The 15,760-nt window shown below is 69.4% G+C and carries 13 protein-coding genes; 8 read left to right on the top strand and 5 right to left on the bottom strand.

Annotated elements, in window-relative coordinates; translation table 11 throughout:
* Nucleotides 1-186 precede the first annotated feature (186 nt).
* Both pabB and BJ998_RS24465 read left to right on the top strand, forming a co-directional pair.
* Nucleotides 187-2,193, top strand: a complete 2,007-nt coding sequence (gene pabB, locus BJ998_RS24470) for an aminodeoxychorismate synthase component I (protein WP_184865202.1) — start codon at nucleotides 187-189, stop codon at nucleotides 2,191-2,193.
* A gap of 69 nt (nucleotides 2,194-2,262) precedes the next feature.
* Nucleotides 2,263-2,715: a hypothetical protein gene (locus BJ998_RS24465; RefSeq protein ID WP_184865200.1), complete on the top strand. Its 453-nt coding sequence runs from the start codon at nucleotides 2,263-2,265 to the stop codon at nucleotides 2,713-2,715.
* Nucleotides 2,716-2,847: 132 nt separating this feature from the next.
* Here BJ998_RS24465 and BJ998_RS24460 read toward each other — a convergent pair whose 3' ends face one another.
* Nucleotides 2,848-3,606 (bottom strand): VOC family protein, encoded by a 759-nt coding sequence (locus BJ998_RS24460; protein WP_184865198.1) that lies wholly within the window; start codon nucleotides 3,604-3,606, stop codon nucleotides 2,848-2,850.
* 175 nt (nucleotides 3,607-3,781) lie between these two features.
* Here BJ998_RS24460 and BJ998_RS24455 point away from each other — a divergent pair, with 175 nt between their 5' ends.
* From BJ998_RS24455 to BJ998_RS24440, 4 genes are all read left to right on the top strand, one after another.
* On the top strand, nucleotides 3,782-5,125 hold the full coding sequence (locus BJ998_RS24455) for a carotenoid oxygenase family protein (RefSeq protein ID WP_184865196.1): 1,344 nt from the start codon (nucleotides 3,782-3,784) through the stop codon (nucleotides 5,123-5,125).
* Complete coding sequence (locus tag BJ998_RS24450) at nucleotides 5,122-5,778, top strand: VC0807 family protein (RefSeq protein ID WP_184865194.1); 657 nt, start codon at nucleotides 5,122-5,124, stop codon at nucleotides 5,776-5,778. Before BJ998_RS24455 ends, BJ998_RS24450 begins: the two co-directional genes overlap by 4 nt.
* Nucleotides 5,779-6,023: 245 nt before the next feature.
* Nucleotides 6,024-6,857, top strand: a complete 834-nt coding sequence (locus tag BJ998_RS24445; protein ID WP_184865192.1) for a DUF3800 domain-containing protein — start codon at nucleotides 6,024-6,026, stop codon at nucleotides 6,855-6,857.
* 91 nt (nucleotides 6,858-6,948) lie between these two features.
* Nucleotides 6,949-8,523, top strand: coding sequence for a beta-N-acetylhexosaminidase (locus BJ998_RS24440; protein WP_184865190.1), 1,575 nt, complete (start codon nucleotides 6,949-6,951; stop codon nucleotides 8,521-8,523).
* Here BJ998_RS24440 and BJ998_RS24435 read toward each other — a convergent pair.
* Nucleotides 8,516-9,265 (bottom strand): GNAT family N-acetyltransferase, encoded by a 750-nt coding sequence (locus BJ998_RS24435; protein WP_184865188.1) that lies wholly within the window; start codon nucleotides 9,263-9,265, stop codon nucleotides 8,516-8,518. The two genes, BJ998_RS24440 and BJ998_RS24435, sit on opposite strands and share 8 nt — an antisense overlap.
* A gap of 132 nt (nucleotides 9,266-9,397) precedes the next feature.
* Here BJ998_RS24435 and BJ998_RS24430 point away from each other — a divergent pair, with 132 nt between their 5' ends.
* Both BJ998_RS24430 and BJ998_RS24425 read left to right on the top strand, forming a co-directional pair.
* Complete coding sequence (locus BJ998_RS24430; RefSeq protein WP_184865185.1) at nucleotides 9,398-10,612, top strand: acetyl-CoA C-acetyltransferase; 1,215 nt, start codon at nucleotides 9,398-9,400, stop codon at nucleotides 10,610-10,612.
* A gap of 11 nt (nucleotides 10,613-10,623) precedes the next feature.
* Nucleotides 10,624-12,798, top strand: a complete 2,175-nt coding sequence (locus BJ998_RS24425; RefSeq protein WP_184865183.1) for a 3-hydroxyacyl-CoA dehydrogenase NAD-binding domain-containing protein — start codon at nucleotides 10,624-10,626, stop codon at nucleotides 12,796-12,798.
* 76 nt (nucleotides 12,799-12,874) lie between these two features.
* Here the strand turns inward: BJ998_RS24425 and mtnC are convergent, their stop codons facing one another.
* Genes mtnC through mtnA form a run of 3 tightly spaced genes read right to left on the bottom strand, consistent with a single transcriptional unit; the run spans nucleotide 12,875 to nucleotide 15,643 of the window.
* Entirely contained in the window at nucleotides 12,875-13,513 is a 639-nt protein-coding gene (gene mtnC, locus BJ998_RS24420; RefSeq protein WP_184865181.1) for an acireductone synthase, read from the bottom strand.
* Entirely contained in the window at nucleotides 13,510-14,076 is a 567-nt protein-coding gene (locus BJ998_RS24415) for a 1,2-dihydroxy-3-keto-5-methylthiopentene dioxygenase (protein ID WP_184865178.1), read from the bottom strand. The genes mtnC and BJ998_RS24415 overlap by 4 nt, the downstream gene beginning before the upstream one ends.
* A gap of 10 nt (nucleotides 14,077-14,086) precedes the next feature.
* On the bottom strand, nucleotides 14,087-15,643 hold the full coding sequence (gene mtnA / locus BJ998_RS49600) for an S-methyl-5-thioribose-1-phosphate isomerase (protein WP_221338109.1): 1,557 nt from the start codon (nucleotides 15,641-15,643) through the stop codon (nucleotides 14,087-14,089).
* Between the last annotated feature and the right edge of the window lie 117 nt (nucleotides 15,644-15,760).

Raw genomic sequence — 15,760 nt, 5'->3', positions numbered from 1 at the left:
CCGTCGACTTGTATACTCCAACCCCGAATTAGTGAATGTGCCTCAGTCTTCCGATCCTCGCCTTGTCGACACAGCGTTTTCGGATCGTCGCTCGAAGTGGTGAACGGCCGTTCCGCAGTGGGGTTGCCGCCGTTCGGTGGCGCACGATGAGTACCCGTGACCGGTCCGGTCGGTTACCGTCGCCGCGTGCGCACGCTGCTCGTCGACAACTACGACTCGTTCACCCACAACCTCGCCCACTACCTGGCCGAGGTCACCGGGTGCGCGCCGACCGTGCTGCGCAACGACGACCCGGCGCTGACCGTGGGACTGCTGGCCGAGTTCGACAACGTGGTGATCTCCCCCGGCCCCGGCACCCCCGAGCACGAGGCGGACCTCGGGTTGTGCCGGGAGCTCATCGCCCGCTGCGACCTGCCGCTGCTCGGCGTCTGCCTCGGTCATCAGGCCGTCGCCCACCTGCACGGCGCCAAGGTCGCCCGCGCCGACGAGCCCCGGCACGGCCGGACCTCGCCCGTCGAGCACAACGGGACCGGCTTGTTCGCCGGTCTGCCGTCGCCGTTCCGGGCCGTGCGGTACCACTCGCTCGCCGTGACGGACCTGCCGGATTCGCTGGAAGCGACGGCATGGACGCCCGATGGGGTGCTGATGGGACTCCAGCACCGGACGAAACCTTTGTGGGGCGTGCAGTTCCACCCCGAGTCGATCCGCACCGAACACGGCCATCGACTGCTCCGCAACTTCGCCGACCTCACGCCGGTGCGGTCGCGGCCGGCGATAAAGACCAGCCACGACGCCCATCCCGCCGGCCATCTCGCCCCAAGCAGCGATCCCACTCCCGCCCGCGATCGCACCCCCGCCAGCAATCTCTCCCCCGCCGATGAGCCGATTGCCGTCCATGTGCGCCGAATGCCGACTACCGCCGAGCCGGAAGCCGTGTTCGACCAGCTGTTCCGCGCCGCCAAGCACGCGTTCTGGTTGGACAGCAACGGAATCGGCCGCTTCTCCATCATGGGTTCCGCCTCCCGGTGCGTGACCTCGGCCGACGTGAACGGGTCCTTCTTCGACTGGCTCGCCGCCGAACTCGCCGGCGTCAAGGCGATCCCGGACGTCCCGTTCGACTTCGCCCTGGGGTGGGTCGGCTATCTCGGCTACGAACTGAAGGCCGAGTGCGGCGGCGACGCCGCCCACGAGTCGCCGTATCCGGACGCCGCCATGATGTTCGCCGACCACGCCGTGGTGTTCGACCACGCGGAGAACACCACCTACGTGCTGGCGCTTGATCCGGCGAAGCTTTCGTTGCTGGCCCAGGTGTCCGATGTGGACCTGAGACCGGCGGAGGCACTCGGCCCGGAAGCGATCTCGTTGCGGCACGGTCGGGAGCTGTACCTCGACGCCGTGACGGCCTGCCAGCAGGCGATCGTCGAGGGCGAGACGTACGAGGTCAACCTGACCAACCGGATCACGGTCGACTCCGACGTGGATCCCTGGCGGGCATACCGGTTCCTGCGGCGGGTGAGCCCAGCCCCGTTCGGCGCTCTGCTCAAGTTCGGCGACATGCACGTGCTCAGCACATCACCGGAACGGTTCCTGCGCATCGACCGTGACGGCGTCGTGGAATCCAAGCCCATCAAGGGAACCCGGCCGCGCGGCGACGACCCCGGGCGGGACGCCGCGTTGCGGGAAGAACTCCGGACCAGCGAGAAGGACCGGTCCGAAAGCCTGATGATCGTCGACCTCGTGCGCAACGACCTGGCCCGCGTCGCCGAGGTCGGCAGCGTTCGGGTGCCGGCGCTGTTCGACGTGGAGAGTTACGCGACGGTACACCAACTCGTGTCGACGATCACCGCACGACTGCGGCCCGATGCCTCGCCCGTCGACTGCGTGCGGGCCGCGTTCCCGCCCGGCTCCATGACCGGTGCGCCGAAGATCCGCACCATGCGGATCATCGACCGGCTCGAAGGCGCCGCCCGGGGCGTGTACTCCGGGGCCGTCGGCTACTTCTCGCTCAGCGGCGCCGTCGACCTCAGCGTGGTGATCCGCACCGCCGTCATCACCCCCGGTCGGGTCGACTACGGCGTCGGCGGCGCGGTCGTCGCACTGTCCGATCCGGACGGTGAGTACGAGGAAACCGCCGTCAAGGCAACGCCTTTGTTGGCCCTGTTCCAGGCGGAGTTCCCCGATCGGGTGATCTAGACGGGCGGAAAGTGCTTCACGGGTCAACCATTGGCCCGTCCCGTTCCGACACCCACTCAGAGGTCAACGATGCCCAAGACCGTTGTCGGGCTCATCGCCGCAACGCTGGTCGCCGCCGTGCTCGGCGTGTCCGGCGTCGCGCAGGCCAGCACCCCGACGCTGGCCCAGCAGGTTCAGCAGGGCCGCGACCGCATCGCCGCCGCCTGGCAGGCCAAGGACGTCGATGCCGTCCGCGCCGCCGTCACCGACCTGGCCCCCGCGCTCGCCCAGGTCCGCAAGGACGTCGACCGCGAGGCCATGAACCCCGCCGTCGCCCTGTATCTCGGCCGCGCCGAGCAACAGCGCATCCAACTGGCGGACACCCTCGCCACCCCGCAACCCCGCAGCGGCATCCTCGACTCGGTCTCCGGCCTGGTCAGCGGCCTGCTCGACTCGCTGTCCGGCCTGCTCAGCGGCCTGCTGGGCGGCGGCGGCCACGACAGCGACGACAAGCCGACCGCCCCGGCGCCGGCCGCGGCCTGACACCGGCCCTCGCCGGGCGGCCCGGCCGACACGCACCGGACGCTCGGAAAGGACCATTCCTCAACTCGGAGTTAAGGAATGGTCCTTTCCGAACACCGAAGGCTTGTCACGGAGGGTGGATGCGAGTAGGGCTCAGCTCTGGGGTGCCGACATCAGGGCGAAGACCGCGCCCTGCGGGTCCTGGATGACCGCCATGCGGCCGAACGGTGTGTCCTTGGGCTGGCTGACGACCGTCGCCCCGTTGCTGTCGGCGATGGCGGTCGTCGCATCCGTGTCGGCGACGGCGAAGTACACCCGCCACTCCGGCTGGGCGTCCGGCACGGTGAAGATGCCGCCGACGTCCCGCCCCTCGGCCTTGATCGTCGTGTAGTCGAAGTCCGGCATGGGATCGCCGATCTCCAGCCCGAACACCGCCGAGTAGAAGTCCCGCGCCCGCGGGGCGTTGGGCGTCGACAGCTCGTTCCAGATCCAACTGCCCGGCTCGTTGACCACCCGGGCGCCGATGTGCCGGCCGGGTTCCCACACGCCGAAAACACCGCCGGTCGGATCGGCGGCGATGATCATCTTGCCCTCGCCCATCACGTCGATGACCTCGGTCATCGCCTGCCCACCGTGCTCGACGATCGCCTTGTGGGTGGTGTCGGCGTCGTCGGCCTTGAGGTACGTGGTCCACGCGACGGGCGCGTCGGCCTGGTCCGGCGCCTGCTGCATCAGCCCGGCGACGGACTTACCGCCCAGCAGCGCCTGCGTGTAGTGACCGGTCTCCGGCGGCCCGACGAAGTACTCCCAGCCGAACAGTGCCGTGTAGAACTCCTTGCTGGCATTGATGTCCGTGCAGGACAGGTCGATCCAGCACGGCACTCCCCGCGCGTACGCGCTCGCCTCGGGCATGGCGTCCTCCGCTTCGGCAACGAACCGTTCCCACTCTGCCAGCCGGCCGGGACGACGGTGTCAGCGAACCTGACGACGTGACGGGATTCGAACGTCGTGTTGACGCCCCGTGCCCACATGACTGGCCCGTCATGTCACTGTTGACATGTCATTAGCTACGTGTCACTATTGGGACATGACCGAATCGACTCCGAGCTACCTGGCCGGGCACCTCGCCCCGGTCGCCGACGAGATCGAGGCCGTCGACCTGCAGGTCGAGGGCGCGCTGCCGACCGAGCTGACCGGCCGCTACTTCCGCAACGGCCCGAACCCGGTGCCCGGCGAGGACAGCGGCCACTGGTTCACCGGCCACGGCATGCTGCACGGCGTCCGCCTCAACCAGGGCCGAGCCGAGTGGTACCGGAACCGCTGGGTGCGCACGAAGGCCATGGACGGCGTGCCCTTCCACCGCCCGGACGGCACCGTCGACCTGGCGGCCGGGGCGGCGAACACGTCCGTCGTAAAGCACGGCGGCAAGGTCTTCGCGCTGATGGAGACCAGCTACCCGTACGAGATCAGCCGCGAGCTGGACACGCTCGGCCCGTGCGACTTCAACGGCCGGCTCACCACCGGCATGACCGCGCACCCCAAGGAGGACCCCGAGACCGGGGAGCTGCACCTGTTCGACTACGGGATGCGGCCGCCCTTCCTGACCTACCACCGGCTGTCGGCCGCCGGCGAGCTGGTCGCCAGCTTCCCGGTGCAGGTGGCCGGGCCGACGATGATGCACGACTTCGCGATCACCAGGAACCACGTGGTGTGGCTGGACCTGCCGGTCGTGTTCGACATGGAGCTGGTCGGCCGCGGCATGCCGTACCAGTGGAGCGACAAGTACACGTCCCGTATCGGCCTGATGGGCAAGGACGACCCGACGGTGCGGTGGTTCGACGTCGAACCGTGCTACGTCTTCCACGTCGGCAACGCCCGCGAGGACGAGCAGGGCCGGGTCGTCCTGGACGCCATCCGATACAGCCGGGACGCCTGGTTCCAGAGCTGGAGCCGGAGCGGCGGGGCCCCACGGGCCGAGCAGGCCGCCGCGCTCGCCGTCAGCAAGCTGCACCGCTGGATCCTCGACCCGGCCACCGGCAAGGTCACCGAGCAGGAGTTGGACGACGGCAACGCCGAGTTCCCGACCGTCGACGACCGCCGTGTCGGCCTGCCCAACCGCTACCTGTACGCGGTCGACAGCGCCGCCATCATCAAGTACGACACCGACCGCGGGCAGGTGGCCCGGCACGAGCTCGGCGAGAACTGGCACGCCGGCGAGGCCGTTTTCGTTCCGGCCGCGGACTCCAGCGGGGAGGATGAGGGCTGGCTGCTGTCGATCGTCACCAACTCCGACCCGACCGTCGCCTCGCAACTGCTCGTGCACGACGCCACCGACCTGGCGGCCAAGCCGGTCGCGTCGGTGCTGCTGCCCCGTCGGGTGCCGGCCGGCTTCCACGGGTCCTGGATCCCGGACGGAGAACTGGCGCGATGACGGAGTCCCCGAAGCCGCCCGGTGTGCTGACGATTCTCAAGTCGCTGCTGGTGGACGTCGGTGTGCCCGCGCTGACCTATTTCGTCGCCCACTGGCTGGGGGCGGGCGACTTCGTGGCGCTGCTCGCCGGCTCGGTCATCGCCCTGCTGCGGACGCTGTTCGTCGCGGCGAAGGACCGGAAGTTCGAGCTGTTCTCGGCCGTCATGGTCGGCGTTTTCACCGTGGGCCTGGTGCTGTCGTTCGTCACCGGCGACGTGCGGTTCATGCTCGTGAAGGAGTCCGCCGGCACCTTCGTCGCCGGCGTCGCCTTCCTGGTCAGCTGCCTGCTCGGCAAGCCGCTCGTCTACTTCGCGGCGCTGCGCATGCAGCCGGCCAAGGAGGCCGAGTTCACGCGGCTGTGGGCGACCGTGCCGGCGTTCCGCCGCAGCTTCGTGGTGATGTCGGCCGTGTGGGGCTTCGGGTTGGTCTTCGAGGCGTTGCTGCGGATTCCGCTGGTGTTCCTGCTGCCCGTCGAGGTCATGGTCACGGTGTCGACGGTGATGATCATCGCCGCGTTCGTGCTGCTGGCCGTGTGGAACAAGTGGTACGCCGACCGCCAGCAGGCCAGGTTCGCCCAGTTCCAGGCCGGCGGGGTTCGATCCGCCGAGGTGTAGTCCGCGGCGCCGGGGCGGTCTCGTCGGGGGGACCGCCCCGGCTACCGTGACCACTTCATCCTCAGTGGCCTCTCCGGCCCGCGGGTCCGCGCCTGACCCGATCGGGGTTTGCGCCCGGATGGCGTAGTGGCTATGCTTGGTGACAGAAACGGCAGTACCGGTGCATAGGTCAGAACGACCGAACATCACATCCTAAGGCCGCCCCTCGGGGCGGCCTTAGCGCATTCATACGCTATGTTGCCCCTGTGCATTTCTGCTATCTCGACGAGTCCGGCGGCACAGAATCACCCGATCGGGGAATCAACTCGACTCCGGTGATGGTGATTTTGGGCCTTATCGTCGAGGCCGGCGCCGTTCCCGGCCTCACCCGTGATTTCCTGGCACTCAAGCGTCGGTACTTCCCACGCCGGTTCAACACCGGCCTGACGCTGGACGAGGTGCTGCACGAACTCAAGGGCAACGAAGTCCTGCAGATGGTCCGCAGCGACTCGCGCAACAGGCGTCGCCAGGCATCGCTGATCCAACGCGCGCTGATCGACCTGGTGAACCGCTACGACGGCAAGGTGGTCGGGCGCATCTGGGTCAAGCGTGCGGGCAAGGGACTCAAGCCGGACGCCACCTACTGCTACGCCGCCCAGGACATCGCCAAGCATTTCTGCCAGTACCTCATCGAGCGGAGCTCGACGGGGGTTCTCATCGCCGACGGCCGGACTCCCGAGGCGAACTCCCGGGTCGCGCACTCGATATTCACGCAGAAGTACCGCGTCGCCGGCGACCCGTATCCACACGTGCTGGAGGTGCCGCTGTTCTCCGACAGCCGGAACCACGTCGGCATCCAGATAGCGGATCTGCTCGCCTCCACCCTCGTGTTCCCGATGGCGGCCGCCGCTTACGGAACGAAATGCGTTTCTGTTCACTCCTCCGGGCGATACCACCGGGTGCGCGAGGACCACGGCGAGGCGCTGCGGGAATTGCAGTTCCGCTACCTGGACGAGACCGGCCGCTGGCGCGGCGGGCTTGTCGTCAGCGACATCGGGGGCAAGAGAACGGGATCGTTGCTGTTCAGCGCTGCTCCCTGAGTGGTCTATACCTTGACAGCCCGCTCGGGCCCTGTATCCAATGGGCTTCCGCCGCCGTGTCCCGGTCCCCGCTCGGGAGGACAACCCAGACATGTCAACGATCCCCCGGCGGCTGGTCGTCGCGGCCGCCGCCATCACGATGCTCGGGACGGCGGCAGCCGCGCAGGCGGCGCCGGTGAAGCCGAAGGCGGTGCCGTACGCCAGCGTGGTGCCGGCCCCGGCGTGGGCGACGCAGGCCAACTCGACGTTCACGCTGGGCAGCGGCGCCAGGATCGCGGCGAGCGGCCAGGCGGCGTCGGTCGGCAACTACCTGGCGAGCGTGCTGCGCCCGGCGACGGGCTTCGCGCTGCCGGTGGACCAGGCGCTGTGGGCGCGCGCGGTGGACCCGATCCAGCTGCAGATCGCCCCGAACGCCACGCTCGGCGACGAGGGCTACCAGCTGACGGTCAACGCCACCTCGGTGGTGCTGACGGCGAACAAGCCGGCGGGCCTGTTCGAGGGCGTGCAGACGCTGCGCCAGCTGCTGCCGGCGAGCATCGACGCCAGCACCAAGCAGCCGGGCCCCTGGCAGATCCAGGGCGGCAAGATCACCGACCACCCGCGCTTCGGCTACCGCGGCGCGATGCTGGACGTGGCCCGCCACTTCTTCGGCGTGGACACGGTCAAGACCTACATCGACGAGATCGCCCGCTACAAGGTCAACACGCTGCACCTGCACCTGAGCGACGACCAGGGCTGGCGGCTGCAGATCAACAGCTGGCCGAAGCTGGCCACCTACGGCGGCAGCACCCAGGTCGGCGGCGGCGCCGGCGGCTACTACACGCAGGCGCAGTACAAGGACATCGTGGCGTACGCGGCGAGCCGGTACATCACGATCATCCCGGAGATCGACATGCCGGGGCACACCAACGCCGCCCTGGCCTCGTACGCGGAGCTGAACTGCAACGGCGTCGCCCCGCCGCTCTACACCGGCACCGACGTCGGCTTCAGCTCGCTGTGCACGTCCAAGGACATCACCTACAAGTTCCTGGACGACGTGATCGGCGAGATCGCCGCGCTGACCCCCGGCCCGTACATCCACATCGGCGGCGACGAGGCGCAGTCCACCAGCGACGCCGACTACAAGCCGTTCATCGCCAAGGTGCAGCAGATCGTCGCCAACCACGGCAAGACCGCCATCGGCTGGCACGACATCAGCAAGGCCGACCTGCTGCCGTCGACGATCGGGCAGTACTGGGACACCACCCCGACCAACGCCAGCGTGCAGGCGGCGGCCAAGAAGGGCACGCATTTCGTGCTGTCCCCGGCGAACCTGGCCTACCTGGACATGAAGTACACCGAGCAGACCCCGCTCGGCCAGGACTGGGCCGGCCTGATCGAGGCCAAGGACGCCTACAACTGGGACCCGGGCAACTACCTGACCGGCGTCAAGGCGTCCCAGGTGAACGGCGTCGAGGGTCCGTTGTGGACGGAGACGATCGTCAAGCTGGCCGACATCCAGTACATGGCGTTCCCGCGCCTGGCCGAGCTGGCCGAGCTGGGCTGGTCGCAGGCGTCGACCCACAACTGGACCACGTTCAAGACGCGGCTGGCCGCGCAGGGGCCGCGCTGGAAGGTGCAGGGCGTGAACTTCTACGCCTCGCCGCAGGTTCCGTGGGCTAAGTAGTCCTGACGTATTCGTGGAAGCGGCCGACTGGGGTGAAACCCAGTCGGCCGTACCAGTTCTGGGGCCAGTCCACGGCGTCGGCGAACAGGAACACCGTGTCGCAGTCGTGCACCCGACGCAGCGCCTCGTGCATGACCGCCGTGGAGTAGCCGCGCCCCTGGTGGGCCGGCAGCGTCATCACGTACTCGATCTGCGCGATCCCTTGCTGCCGATAGAGATCCGCCCACGACACCGGCTCGTTGTCTCGCACCACACCGAGGAAATGCACCTCGTCCGCGCCCTTGCGCCGATCCCGAACCCGCGTGGCCAGCTGCTCGACTTCCTCCGCCGGCAGCCACGGCTCGTCGGCCCGCCACTTCTTCCGCAGCGCCTCGATCATCACCGGCAGTTCGAGGGACACCACCGGAACCGACGGCGCCGGCGGGATCTCCCCCTCGAACCGCATCACCACCAGCGGCTGCTCCTTGTACCCCGCCTCCACCGCGACCCGGCCGAACGCCTGCGCCGGCTCGTCGTCAAGGAACACGATCACCCGGTAGTCCAGGTCCCGCATCACGTCGTCGGCCGCCGCCAGCAAGGTCGCCGGGTCGACCACCTCCCGGATCAGCAGCCGGTTGTTGTTGTAGGAAAACGGAAACTCCCGATGCCGGACCGCCACTCCGCCTGGCACGTCGACGACGTCCGTCGCCTGGCGGCAGGCGAACCCGATCTCGAAGTCGACGATCTCCGCAGGGGTGCGCATCCGATCACGGTAGCCACCGAGGGAGACCCAACTCACATTCCAAGCGGTATGTGATACATGCAGGCCGGATTGATTGTTACTTGGGGCACCGCTACCGTCGAGGTGATGCCCGAGCCAGGAGGCGCCACAGCCATGAGCACCGAAGCTTTCGTGTTCGACGCGGTCCGGACCCCGCGGGGGAAGGGCAAGCAGACCGGGTCGCTCCATGAGGTCAAGCCCGTCTCACTGCTCGTCGGCCTGATCGACGAGCTGCGCACCCGCAACCCGAACCTCGACCCGGCCCGCATCGACGACGTGGTGCTGGGCTGCGTGACCCCGGTCGGCGACCAGGGCGCCGACATCGCCAAGACGGCGGCGCTGGCGGCCGGCCTGCCCAACACGGTGGCGGGCGTGCAGCTGAACCGGTTCTGCGCCTCGGGCCTGGAGGCGGTGAACATCGCGGCGCAGAAGGTCCGGTCGGGCTGGGACGACCTGATCCTGGCCGGCGGCGTGGAGTCGATGTCCCGGGTCCCGATGGGCTCGGACGGCGGCGCCTGGGCGATGGACCCGGAGACGGCCTACGACACGAGCTTCGTCCCGCAGGGCATCGGCGCCGACCTGATCGCGTCGATCGAGGGCTTCTCCCGCGAGGACGTGGACGCCTACGCGCTGGAGTCGCAGGCCCGCGCGGCCAAGGCCCAGAGCAACGGCTACTTCGACCGCTCGGTGGTGCCGGTCCGCGACCGCAACGGCCTGACGGTGCTGGAGCGCGACGAGTTCCTGCGGCCGCAGACGACGCTGGAGGGCCTGGGCGAGCTGAAGCCGTCGTTCGCCACGATCGGCGAGATGGGCGGCTTCGACGCGGTGGCGCTGCAGAAGTACCACTGGGTCGAGCGCATCAACCACGTGCACACGGCCGGCAACTCCTCGGGCATCGTGGACGGCGCGGCGCTGGTGGCGATCGGCAGCGAGCAGATCGGCAAGGACTTCGGCCTCACCCCGCGGGCCCGCATCGTGGCCACGGCGGTCAGCGGCGCGGACCCGACGATCATGCTGACCGGCCCGGCCCCGGCCTGCCGCAAGGCGCTGGCCAAGGCCGGCCTGACCGTGGACGACATCGACCTGGTCGAGATGAACGAGGCGTTCGCGGCGGTGGTGCTGCGCTTCATGCGGGACATGGACATCCCGTGGGAGAAGGTGAACGTCAACGGCGGCGCGATCGCGCTGGGCCACCCGCTGGGCGCGACCGGCGCGATGATCCTGGGCACGATCGTGGACGAGCTGGAGCGGCGCGAGCTGCGGTACGGAATGGTCACCCTGTGCATCGGCGGCGGCATGGGCCTCGCCACGATCGTCGAGCGCGTCTGAGGGACGAGGTCATGAGCGAGTACTTCACGTGGGACAAGGACTCCGACGGCATCGTCACGCTGACGATGGACGCGCCGGGCCAGTCGGCGAACACCATGAACCAGGAGTTCACCGACGCCGTCACGCAGGTGGTGGAGCGGCTGCGCCGCGAGCGTGACGACATCACCGGCGTGGTGGTGGCCTCGGCCAAGAAGACGTTCTTCGCCGGCGGCGACCTGAACGACCTGCGCCGGGTGACGCCGGCCGACGGCGAGCGCTTCATGGCCACACTGACCAGCACCAAGGCGGCGCTGCGCGGCCTGGAGACGCTGGGCCGCCCGGTCGTGGCGGCGCTGAACGGCTCGGCGCTGGGCGGCGGCCTGGAGATCGCGCTGTCCTGCCACCACCGGATTGCGCTGGACAACCCCAAGTCCCGCTTCGGTTTCCCCGAGGTGACGCTGGGCCTGCTGCCCGGCGCGGGCGGCGTGGTCCGCACGGTGCGCATGCTCGGCATCGCCGACGCGCTGCTGAAGCTGCTGCTGCAGGGGCAGCAGCTGGCCCCGGCGGCGGCCAAGGAGACCGGCATCGTGGACGAGATCGTCCAGACGCCGCAGGAGTTGATCTCCCGCGCCAAGGAGTGGATCAAGGCCAACCCGAACGCGGTGCAGCCCTGGGACGTCAAGGGCTACAAGATCCCCGGCGGCACGCCGTCGGTGCCGAAGTTCGCGGCGAACCTGCCGGCCTTCCCCGCCAACCTGCGCAAGCAGCTCAAGGGCGCGCCGATGCCGGCGCCGAAGGCGATCCTGTCCGCCGCGGTCGAGGGCAGCCAGGTCGACTTCGAGTCGGCGCTGCGCATCGAGTCCCGCTACATGCTGCAGCTGTCGGCCGGCCAGGTCTCGAAGAACATGATCAAGGCGTTCTTCTTCGACCTGCAGACGATCAACAAGGGCGGCAGCCGGCCGCAGGGCGTGCCGCAGTACACGGCCAAGAAGGTCGCCGTGCTGGGCGCCGGCATGATGGGCGCGGGCATCGCCTACTCGTGCGCCCGCTCCGGCATGCAGGTCGTGCTCAAGGACGTCTCGGCCGAGGCGGCCGAGAAGGGCAAGAACTACTCGGTCGGCCTGCTGGACAAGGCCGTCAGCCGGGGCAAGATGACCACGGAGAAGCGGGACGAGATCCTGGCCCGGATCACGCCCACCGCGGACGTCGCCGACCTGGCCGGCTGCGACCTGGTGATCGAGGCCGTCTTCGAGAACACCGAGCTCAAGCACCAGGTGTTCGCCGAGATCGAGAACGTCGTCGAGCCGGACGCGCTGCTGTGCTCCAACACCTCGACGCTGCCGATCACCGGCCTGGCCGAGGGCGTGAAGCGGCAGGCCGACTTCGTGGGCCTGCACTTCTTCTCGCCGGTGGACAAGATGCCGCTGGTGGAGATCATCCGCGGCGCCAACACCGGCGACGAGGCGCTGGCCAAGGCGTTCGACGTGGTGCTGCAGCTGAAGAAGACGCCGATCGTGGTCAACGACAGCCGCGGCTTCTTCACCAGCCGCGTCATCGGCACGTTCATCAACGAGGGCGTGGCCATGCTCGGCGAGGGCCTGCCGGCCCCGTCCATCGAGCAGGCCAGCACCCAGGCCGGCTACCCGGCCCCGGTGCTGTCCCTGATGGACGAGCTGACGCTGACGCTGCCGCGCAAGATCCGCGACGAGTCCCGCAAGGCGGTCGAGGCGGCCGGCGGCACCTGGGTGGCGCACCCGGCCGAGCAGGTCATCGACCGCATGGTGACGGAGTTCGACCGCGGCGGCCGCTCGTACGGCAAGGGCTTCTACGACTACGCCGACGGCAAGCGGGCCGGCCTGTGGCCGGGCCTGGCCGAGCACTTCGGCAAGCCGGGCATCATCCGCGACGGCGACGACATCCCGTTCAAGGACATGCAGGAGCGGATGCTGTTCGCCGAGGCCATCGAGACGGTGAAGTGCGTCGAGGAGGGCGTGATCACCGCCGTCGCCGACGCCAACATCGGCTCCATCTTCGGCATCGGCTTCCCGGCCTGGACGGGCGGCGTGCTGCAGTACATCAACGGCTACGAGGGCGGCCTCGACGGCTTCATCGCCCGCGCCGAGGAGCTGGCGCAGCGCTACGGCGACCGCTTCACCCCGCCGGAGCTGCTGCGCAAGAAGGCCGCCGCCGGCGAGACCTTCGAATAACGCGACTCGCCCTGCCCGAGAGCGTGACTCGCGGAAACCCCCGCGAGTCACGCTCTCGGGCACACCGAATGTAGGTTCAGAGCAGTTCGGCGAAGCTGGTGATCCGGCGATGCCGGCCGACGTCCGGGGAGCCGTCGGCCGGCCGTGAGACGCCGACCGTGTGCCAGCCGGCCTGCTCGGCGGCGTCGAGCTCGGCGGCGACGTCGGACAGGAACGTCAACTCCGCCGGGTCCGCCCCGATCGACTTCGCGATCGCCTGGTACGAACCGACTTCACGTTTCGGGCCGGCGGACACGGTGTCGAAGTGCCCGGCGAAGTGCCCCAGCAGGTCGCCGTGCTGGGTGTGCCGGAACCACAGCCGCTGGGCCAGCTCCGAGCCCGACGAGTACACGTACACCGGCACGCCGTCGGAAGACCACCGTCGAAGCACCGGCGGCACGTCGTCGTACACGTGCGCGGTGAGCTCGCCGGAGGCGTAGCCCTCGGCCCAGATCAGCCCCTGCAACGTCTTCAGCGGCGTGGCCTTGACGTCCTGGTCGATCCAGCCGATCAGGATCGCCGCCGCCTCGTCCGGGTCGGCCGCCACCTCACGCACCACGGCCGCCGCCTCGGGGCGGCGCACCCACTCCGGGATGCGCGCCCGCGAGTACGGGAACAGCACGTCGTGCACGTGCGAGATCGAGCTGGTGGTGCCCTCGATGTCGGTGACGATCACACCAGTTCGTCCAGCGTCGGCATCCGGGACGAGATGCCGTCCCCCGTGAAGCCGGCGACCCAGCCGTCCTCCTCCTGGAAGAACCGGATCGCGCAGAACTCCGGCTCGGAGCCCATGTCGAACCAGTGCGTGGTGCCGGCCGGCACCGACATCAGGTCGCCGCGCTCGCACACCACGGCGTACACCTTGCCGTCGAGGTGCAGGTAGAAGCAGCCCTTGCCCTCGACGAAGAACCGGACCTCGTCCTCGTCGTGGGTGTGCTCGTTGAGGAACTTCTCGCGCGCGCCCTTGGCCTTCGCGGGCCATTCCGGGTCGTTGGCGTCCGGCTTCATCCGGACGACGTCGACGAGCCGGTAGTCGCCCTCCTTGGACACCTTCTCCACGTCCGCCCGGTACGCCTCGAGCACTTCCTCCTGGCCCGCGGTGTCGGGCAGCTCGACGGTGTCCCACTGCTCCAGCGTGATGTTGAACGGCGCCAGCTCGGCGGCGATGGTCGCGAGGTCGGTGGTGCGCAGCAACACCTCGTCACGGTTGCTGTCGGGCATGACCTGCAACAGCGTCATCCTGATTCTCCTAGTTCGTGAGCAGGTGCAGCCGGCAGAGGGCCTCGATGCACTCCACCCGGTTGCGGGCGACCTCCAGCGTAGGACCCCACGCGGTGACGCCGTGGTGCCCGATGAGCAGAACGGGCACCGATCCGTTCACCCGCTCACCCACCTCGGCGGCGATGCGCGGCACGTCCGACCAGTTGGTGAACACCGGCACGTCCAGCGAGCTCGGGTCGGCCACGCCGAAGCCCTTGATGATCTCGAAGTCGGTGAACCGCACGGAGTCCTGGCCGGCGGCCATCGCCCGGGCGGCGACCGCCGTGGCGTACGGCGGGTGGGCGTGCACGACCGCGCCGCAGTCGGGGAACGCCTTGTAGATCGCGGCGTGGATGGACGTCTCGGCGGATGGCTTGTCGCCGGAGATCCACGCCCCGGTCTCGGCCTCGACCAGCACCACGTCGGCGTTGGTCAGCTCGCCCTTGCTCCGCCCGCTGGCGGTGATCAGCGCCTGGTCCCCGATGCGCACGGACAGGTTGCCGGCGGTGCCGTCCAGCCAACCGCGCTGGTAGAGCCCCCGAGCGACCTCGGCGAGCTGCCCGGCCGGCCGCTGCGGCCACACCCGGTCCTCGGTGACGATCGCCGTCACGAGGTCGTTCGGCGTGACGTCGAAGGCCGGGTTGAACACCGGCGTCTCCGGCAGCGCCACCCGGTGCCCGTGGAAGGCGGTCACCTCGTCGGCGTGCCGCTGCTCGATGGCGATCTGCGAACCGTCCGCAATGGACTCGTCCACAGTGGACTCTGGTGCGACGACGACGAACGGGATCCCGCTGCGGTGCGCCGCGACGGCCAGCGAGTAGGTGCCGACCTTGTTGGCCACGTCGCCGTTGGCGGTGATCCGGTCGGCGCCGACCATCACCACGTCGACCAGGCCGGCGGCGATCGCGGCCGGGCCGGCGGAGTCCACGCACAGCCGGAACGGGATGCCGGCCTGGGTCAGCTCCCACGCCGTCAGCCGCGCGCCCTGCAGCAGCGGCCGCGTCTCGCCGGCGAGCACCTCCTCGACCAGGCCGCGCTCGGCCAGTTCCTTGATGCCGCCCAGCGCCGTGCCGACCGCGACGGTCGCCAGCGCGCCGGTGTTGCAGTGGGTCAGGATCCGCAGCGGCCGGCGGCTCGTGAGGCCGAGCACGGCGTCGGCGGCGCGGGCCGCCATCGCACGATTGGTCCGCTCGTCCTCCTCCAACATCGCCAGCGCCTCGTCCAGCACGGCCCGCGCGCCGCCGGGGAGTTTCGTCAAGACCCTGCGCACGGCCCAGCTCAGGTTGACCGCGGTCGGGCGGGCGTTGGCGATGCGCTCGGCATCCTCCCGCACGGCCTGCTCGTCGTCGTCGCTGAGCTGCGCCGACAGCGCCACCGCGAGCGCGCCGGCCACACCGATCGCGGGCGCGCCGCGGATGGCCAGCCGCTTGATGGCGTCGATGACCTCGTCGGGTGTCGTCAGGCGTAGCACGGTCCGCTCGTGCGGCAACGCGCACTGGTCCACGGCCACAACGGCGGCCCCGTCCCAGGCCAGTGTCCGCTCCAATGGTCCCCTCCAGCCGACGGTGTGCAAACCGTCCCCAGTCTGCACGCTCACCGGCCGAGGTGTTAGCCGTCTTCCAGTGGACGGGAGGGCTTGACGGCCGTCACCAACCGTGTTGGG

This window comes from Kutzneria kofuensis (assembly GCF_014203355.1).
Classification (GTDB): Bacteria; Actinomycetota; Actinomycetes; order Mycobacteriales; family Pseudonocardiaceae; genus Kutzneria; species Kutzneria kofuensis.
This window is presented reverse-complemented; position numbering and strand designations above follow the sequence as displayed.